6 protein-coding genes are annotated in these 6,428 nt (G+C 70.1%); 4 read left to right on the top strand and 2 right to left on the bottom strand.

From position 1 onward, the window contains the following. Positions 1-82: 82 nt before the first annotated feature. Both VF665_RS22920 and VF665_RS22915 read right to left on the bottom strand, forming a co-directional pair. Positions 83-1,129, bottom strand: coding sequence for a radical SAM protein (locus VF665_RS22920; protein WP_331055806.1), 1,047 nt, complete (start codon positions 1,127-1,129; stop codon positions 83-85). Positions 1,130-1,215: 86 nt separating this feature from the next. Beyond that, positions 1,216-1,383, bottom strand: coding sequence for a hypothetical protein (locus tag VF665_RS22915; protein ID WP_331055805.1), 168 nt, complete (start codon positions 1,381-1,383; stop codon positions 1,216-1,218). 533 nt (positions 1,384-1,916) lie between these two features. Between VF665_RS22915 and VF665_RS22910 the strand changes: the two genes are divergently transcribed. The 4 genes from VF665_RS22910 to VF665_RS22895 all read left to right on the top strand — a co-directional run bounded on the left by VF665_RS22910 (position 1,917) and on the right by VF665_RS22895 (position 5,708). Then, positions 1,917-2,411, top strand: coding sequence for a hypothetical protein (locus VF665_RS22910; RefSeq protein WP_331055804.1), 495 nt, complete (start codon positions 1,917-1,919; stop codon positions 2,409-2,411). A 75-nt stretch (positions 2,412-2,486) separates the two neighbouring features. Continuing rightward, entirely contained in the window at positions 2,487-2,897 is a 411-nt protein-coding gene (locus tag VF665_RS22905) for a hypothetical protein (RefSeq protein ID WP_331055803.1), read from the top strand. Between the two features lie 7 nt (positions 2,898-2,904). Then, positions 2,905-3,180 (top strand): hypothetical protein, encoded by a 276-nt coding sequence (locus VF665_RS22900; protein WP_331055802.1) that lies wholly within the window; start codon positions 2,905-2,907, stop codon positions 3,178-3,180. A 200-nt stretch (positions 3,181-3,380) separates the two neighbouring features. Further along, positions 3,381-5,708: a RecQ family ATP-dependent DNA helicase gene (locus tag VF665_RS22895; RefSeq protein ID WP_331055801.1), complete on the top strand. Its 2,328-nt coding sequence runs from the start codon at positions 3,381-3,383 to the stop codon at positions 5,706-5,708. The last annotated feature ends 720 nt before the right edge of the window (positions 5,709-6,428 follow it).

The following is a 6,428-nucleotide window of genomic DNA, read 5'->3' as shown; positions in this document are numbered from 1 at the left end:
AAACCGGGCGGCGGGGATGAAGAACGCCGCCCCCGCCGGTGAACGGCGGGGGCGGCGCGGGGCCGGACGGAAACCGGTGGCCTTATGCCGCCGTGCCGGCCAGGACGCGGCGGGGGCCCAGCGTCACCAGCGGACGGACGGGCGCGGGCCCCGCGGCGCCCACCCAGGGGCTGGCCGGGTACTGCCGGATCCACTCCATCTTGCCCTGGCTGCGCGCGCAGCGCATGCAGGGAAACTTGTCGAACGGGTCGCCGTCGTTGCGGGGGCGGCTCGCCCGGGCCAGCGCGGCCAGCCCCTGCTGGTAGCGCGTCCACGCCTCCGCAAAGGGAAGCTCGTTCAGGTCCGCCACCACGTCGCGCTCGTTGAAGCCATATTCGCTCAGCTGGCAGCACACGCTCAGGCGCCCCTTGGCGTCCACGTACACGCGCTGGCCGGACAGCGTCTGGCAGAGCTCTTCGTCGCGGCCGTCTTCGGCGGGCGCGCCGTAGTCCATCTGAATGAAGCAGCGGCGCGACGGGTCGGCCGCCAGGGCCAGGATCTCGTCGCGCACCGCCGGCCACTCCTCCGGGGGCAGGTCGCTGTCGCGGGCCGCGCTTCCGGGAACGGGCTGGGGCAGGATGTAGTGCAGCCGCAGCGCGCCCAGCGATTCGGCCAGGTCCGCCGCGCGGCGCACCTGGTGGCGGTCGCGCCGGTCGATGACGATGGAGAGCGCCGCGGGAATCTGCCGGCTGGTGAGCAGCGCCATGGCCATCATCACCCGGCGAAAGCTGCCGCGGCCGCGCTCGGCGTCATGGGTCGCCTCGTCCGCGCCGCTCAGGCTGATGCGCACGTACGCCGGCGGGTGGCGGTCCAGCCCCGGCATGAGCCGGCGCATGTGCCATCCGTTGGTGACGAAGCGGTACGGCACGCCGCGGGCGTGCAGCCCCGCGATGATGGCGTCCCACTGCGGGTGAATGGTGGGCTCTCCCCCGGTCATGCTCACGACCACGTTGCCGAACAGGTCACGCGCGGCCTCCGTGGTCCTGAACACCAGCTCCGGCGACAGGTTCACCACCGTGGTGACGTCGTCGCGAATGCAGTGGGGACAGCGAAGATTGCAGTGCTCGGTGAGGGCGAAGCCCAGGAGCATGAGAAGATCCTTCCAGGGGGGAACGAAAGGGAGCGCCGGCGTGCGGCGCTCCCCGGGGACTGCGGCCGTGGTGAAGCGACCCGGTCCTAGAAAACGGTGGTTCCGCCGCCGCCGGTTCCCAGGCCGCCGCCAATCGCCGGTCCGGTGGCCAGGGTCAGCTCCGTCAGGCGCGGAAGCTCATCCACGCGGGGGGCGGTCCAGGGGCGGCGCGCGGCGCGTTCGGCCGCGGTACGGTCGAGAACCTGCTCGGCCATTCGAGTGTCTCCGTAGGGATGGCGGTCCGGTGCCCGTGAAAGCCGGGAGTGACCGGGGGATTGATTCGGTGATCGAAACCGAGGATGGGAACGGTACCGGGGGATGCCGTTCCGCATGGGGTGTGACTTCTTCATCAAGCTATACGCAAAACCACGATCGCGCAACGCCCATCCTGTTCCGGGAAAAGCGTTTTGGGTTCCTGCCCGGGATTCCGGGGGCACTCTCCCCGTATCACGTTGTAGCAGGGGGGGATAGGGCCGGCTGCTCCCCGGCCTCGTGTTTCCTTCGACGGCGGCCCACGGGGGCCACCGCCTCGTTTGCGGCCCGGTGCCGCGCGTCCGCTCGTGCCCCGCCTGGGACATGCGCGCCTCAGTCTGGGAGGGCGATTGAGCGTAGCTGCCGCGCGCGGATGTGCCGGGCGGTGACCGCTTTCCAGCGGCAACTGGCGCACTCCCTTGAGGACATTCTATATTGCCGACGCCGGGCAATCCTTTCCGACGCATAATCACCAACCTTTTATCGCGGAGCATTCATGAGAAGACAGAAGGTGCTCGCCCGCCTGGCCGCGGCGGCCGGGCTGCTGTGGACGGCCGCATGCGGGGATGTCCCCACGAATCCCGCGCCGGCCCCGCTGCCGGCGGCCATGGCCCTCGATCAGGGTCTGCACGCGGGACAGGTCCCGGTCGTGTGCTCGCTGGGCGCGGCACGGATTTCGGCCGTCGGGTTCGGCTGGTACCGGCGGCAGGACACGCTGTACGTGCCGCGGCCCGAAGCCGATCCCGCCGGCCGCACCGTCCAATACCGGTTCTCGGCCAACAACGGGGACGGCGTCATGGCCTTCGGCGCGAGCTGCCCGGCGGTGCCCTACACGGAGGCGGCGCTGCGCCGGGTGGACCGCCGCTTCCTGGTTCGTGAAAATGGGGGCGCTGCCGAGTTCAAGCAGCGCCAGGGCACAATCATGATCCAGGGCTGCGTGACTGACGGCGTCTGCCCACTGGAGCCGATCACGGTCACCGTGCGCCCGTAAACAGATCAGCCGGAGATCGATCCGTGCGAGTACGATCCGGATTCCTGCTGGGGCACTGGGGACAACGGGCCCGCAATGGGAGGCGGCCTGCCACCCACGCCGGGTGAGTGCCAGCCGGGCGATCTCAATTGCGATGGAGACACCCTGGACGAAGGCCCCGGCGCATACGCGATCTGTGTTTTCACCAAGATGGGCGGGGACGGTGGTGGTGCCCTCATCTCGGCGGGATGGTCGGCCTACCAGATGTGGGATCTGCGCAAAGCAACGCGCGCGGCGAACGCCCGGTGGGCCACGTACACCAATCAGATTGGAAAGCCGGGGTACGACCCCTGGTTGGAGCGTTTGTACTACCAGATGTACCTGGACGCGGAGAAGGAGGAGAACGACATGTTCGTGCAGCTGGCCGGAACGTCTTCCTACGCACTGGGCAAGCTGATTTACGCCGCGGCGCTCTGCGCGCCGCTGGCGGCCGCACCCGCACCCTGAAAGTGGGATGACCCTAGAGCAAAGGATCAGCGTCGGGTCGGGGATCGCGCTTGCACTCATTATTCCTGGATTAGCCTGCGTGCTGGCCTGGACCATGCTGCGCGGAGACTGGGATGGAAGCGTGTTCCTTGCCCTGGTGCTTGCGTACCTGCTCATGGTGGGGCGCCACATCTGGCGTTTCGGGCACGGAGTACCAGTGCCCGCCCAGACACCTCTCCCAATGCGCCTGGTGACGTGGGCAATCATGGGAATGTTGTTTGTCATGGTGCTGAGCCGCGTCTGACAGCTGCGCTGTGATCTCACGGAAGCCCTCCCCGCACGGCGCGGGAGGGCTTTCTGTTCATTCGGATCGCGGGACGGGGGCACGTCCGGGCGAAAAAGGGCGCACCATGCACGCGTTGCGGGGTAGGGGGCTGGGCAAGCGGCGTTCTTGTCCATATTGTTCCGTTTGTCCCGATCACCCGCACCGGCATCCGTTCGTCCATGAACCAGCCCGACCTGCACCTTCCCGATCCGCTGGACCGCGCCCGCGAGGTGCTGTCACGCTACTGGGGGTACCCGGACTTTCGCCCGGGGCAGGACCAGGCCGTGCGCAACGTGCTTTCGGGGGGCGATTCGCTCACCATCATGCCTACGGGCGGGGGCAAGAGCCTGTGCTTTCAGGTGCCGGCCATGCTCCTGCCCGGCGTGACGCTGGTGGTGAGCCCCCTGATCAGTCTCATGAAAGACCAGGTGGACGGGCTGGAGGCCGCCGGCGTGCCCGCCAGCTTTGTGAACTCCACCCTGGGCGCGGGCGAAATGGCGGCGCGGCTGGACGCGGCGGAGCGGGGCGAGATCAAGCTGCTGTACGTGGCGCCCGAGCGCTTTGACGCCGAGGGCTTCCGCCGTCGTCTCCAGCGCCTTCCCGTCTCCCTGCTGGCGGTGGACGAGGCGCACTGCGTTTCCGAGTGGGGGCACGACTTCCGCCCCTCGTACCTGCGGCTGGGAGGAGTGCGCGAGTTGCTGGGCGGGCCGCCCGTGGCCGCGCTCACCGCCACCGCCACCCCCGAGGTGCGCGACGACATCATCCGACAGCTGCGGCTGGCGGACCCCGCCGTGCTGGTGACCGGGTTCGACCGGCGCAACCTGCACTGGCACGTGCTGCAGGCCAAGAACGATTCCGAAAAGGACCGCCTCGTCCTGCGCCTGCTGCGCGGGCGCGAGGGCTCGGCCATCATCTACGCGTCCACGCGCAAGGCGGTGGACGCGCTCACCGCGCTGCTCAACGGGGTGGGAACGCCCACGGTGGGCTACCACGCCGGGCTTCCGGACCGCGACCGCAAGCGGATCCAGGACGAGTTCATGACCGGCAAGACGCGCGTGGTGGTGGCCACCAACGCGTTCGGCATGGGGATCGACAAGCCCGACGTGCGCATCGTCGTCCACTACAACCTTCCCGGCAACCTGGAGGCGTACTACCAGGAGGCGGGGCGCGCCGGACGCGACGGGGGCGAAAGCGACTGCGTTCTGCTGCACGCCTTCAAGGACAAGTTCACGCACGAGTACTTCATCAACTCCGCCCACCCGCCGCGCGCGACGGTGGAGGCGGCCATGAAGGCGCTGCGCGACCGCGCCGACTCCGAGGGGCTGTACGGCCTCCCCATCGCCGACCTGGGCCGCACCGTTCCGGGCATCGACGACGAGCGGCAGGCGGCCTCCGCGGCGCGGGTGCTGGAGCAGTTCGGCCTGGTGCGCCAGACGTACGGCGGCGGCCCGCAGCCCGTGCGCGTGCGCCTGCTTGCCAGGCCGGAGCGCATCTCCCGCGAGCTGGGCGATTCGCCGGAGGAGCTGCAGTTCCTGCGCGGGCTGTGGCGCGCGGCGCGCGGCGAAGCCATCTACCGCGGGGTGGAGCTGGACTGGCGCTCGCTGGATTCCGCCGCGGGCGGGCGGGGAAGGGCGGCGCCGCTGCTGGACGGGCTGCAGGAGCGCGGCATGGTGGAGTGGCGCGCGCTGAGCGGCGAGGGCACCTGGGTGCTGGACCGCACCACCCCCGTGAACCGGCTCCCCATCGACTGGCGCGGGCTGGATGAGCGCAAGCGGCGCGACCTGGGCAAGCTGAAGCAGATGCAGAACTACGCCTACACCGACGGGTGCCGGCGCGGCTTCGTTCTCCGCTACTTTGGCGACCCCGCGGCCATGAACCGCTGCGGTGCCTGCGACAACTGCCTGGGCGGCGGCCCCGCGGGCGCATCCTCGTCCGCGGGCGACGTGGAGCTGCCGGGGAAGGGAAAGCTGAGCCGGGCCGTGCGCGTCACCGAGGCGCTTCGCCGGCTGCGGCGGGAGCTGGCGAACGCGGAAGGGATCCCCGAGGGGATGATGATGACGGACGCCCTCGTGGAAAGCCTGGCGGAGGAGCGGCCCCGCACCCCGGAGGCGCTGCTGGGCGTGGAAGGGATGGGGCGGGCGCTGGCGGACCGGCATGGTGGCGCTATTCTGCGCGCGGTGGCCGGGGCGCTGGACATGTACCGCGAGCCCTCGCCGGCAAAGTCCGCGCGGCGTGTGCGCGGCGAGCCGCCCTCGGTAGAAGGGGTGGCGCCGCCCACGCCGGCGCAGCGGCAGGTGTACAACCAGCTTCGCGAACTGCGGACCCGGCTGGCGAAGGAAGCGGAGCTCCCCGCGTACTGCATCTTTGCCGACCGCACGCTGGTGGAGATCGCCAAACGCCACCCGCGCACCTCGTCCGAAATGCTCGGGGTCCCCGGCGTGGGGCCCGCCAAGATGGACAAGTACGGGGAGGCGTTCCTGGAGATCCTGCGCGGCGCGGCGGAGTAGCCGTCTCGCCTGACGTCGCCATCCGTGCCGCGGCAGCCGCTGCACCGGCCCGTTGAACGACGGCCGCGCCACCGGTGGCCTGCCGCCCACCTCGGCGCCGGGGCGTCATTCTGAAGGAGCGTGCGCCGGGCTTTCCCCGGCACCGCGTTCATGCGCGACTGAAGAAGCCCGGACCGAAGCATCCGCCGCGCCGCAGTCCGGCGCAGCGTGCTCCAGCCTCTCCCGCCCACCCGCAGCCTCAGAGCGCGGCGCGCAACCGGGCGTGCATGGGATGCGGTGGCGCGGGATTCTTCGGTCGGCGCCAAGGTCTGGCGTGACGGACGGTGCGGGGCGGCGCCTCCCTGAATAGAAACTACCCCGTCTGTGGCACCGTTCGAGAGCACCGACCCCGCTTAGCTACCGCCACACAAACCCAAACACGCACCCTGCCCAGTTTCATCGCCACATGGTCAGCCGAAGGCTGGTGGAAGACTCAGAATGACACTCGGGATGCGAGGTGGGTGAGGGGTTTCGGTGCGGCTGAGGTGGCGGTTCCGGTGCGCCTGATCCTGTTCGCGCGGCCCGCGCGATCCGCCCCCCGCAGCGGCACCTCCGCGCCACCGGTGTCCTGCCGCCCACCTCGGCGCCGGGGCGTCATTCTGAAGGAGCGTGCGCCGGGCTTTCCCCGGTGCCGAATTTATGCGCGACTGAAGAATCCCGGACCGAAGCATCCGCCGCGTC

The organism is Longimicrobium sp. (genome assembly GCF_036387355.1).
Taxonomy (GTDB): domain Bacteria; phylum Gemmatimonadota; class Gemmatimonadetes; order Longimicrobiales; family Longimicrobiaceae; genus Longimicrobium.
Note: the sequence above shows the minus strand (reverse complement) of the source record. Positions and strands in the feature narration are given on the sequence as shown.

Bases quoted from the DNA above. Each gene is read 5' to 3' on its own strand.
- VF665_RS22905 (WP_331055803.1), top strand. From the start codon at position 2,487: ATGGGAGGCGGCCTGCCACCCACGCCGGGTGAGTGCCAGCCGGGCGAT.
- VF665_RS22910 (WP_331055804.1), top strand. From the start codon at position 1,917: ATGAGAAGACAGAAGGTGCTCGCCCGCCTGGCCGCGGCGGCCGGGCTG.
- VF665_RS22900 (WP_331055802.1), top strand. From the start codon at position 2,905: ATGACCCTAGAGCAAAGGATCAGCGTCGGGTCGGGGATCGCGCTTGCA.
- VF665_RS22895 (WP_331055801.1), top strand. From the start codon at position 3,381: ATGAACCAGCCCGACCTGCACCTTCCCGATCCGCTGGACCGCGCCCGC.
- VF665_RS22915 (WP_331055805.1), bottom strand. From the start codon at position 1,383: ATGGCCGAGCAGGTTCTCGACCGTACCGCGGCCGAACGCGCCGCGCGC.
- VF665_RS22920 (WP_331055806.1), bottom strand. From the start codon at position 1,129: ATGCTCCTGGGCTTCGCCCTCACCGAGCACTGCAATCTTCGCTGTCCC.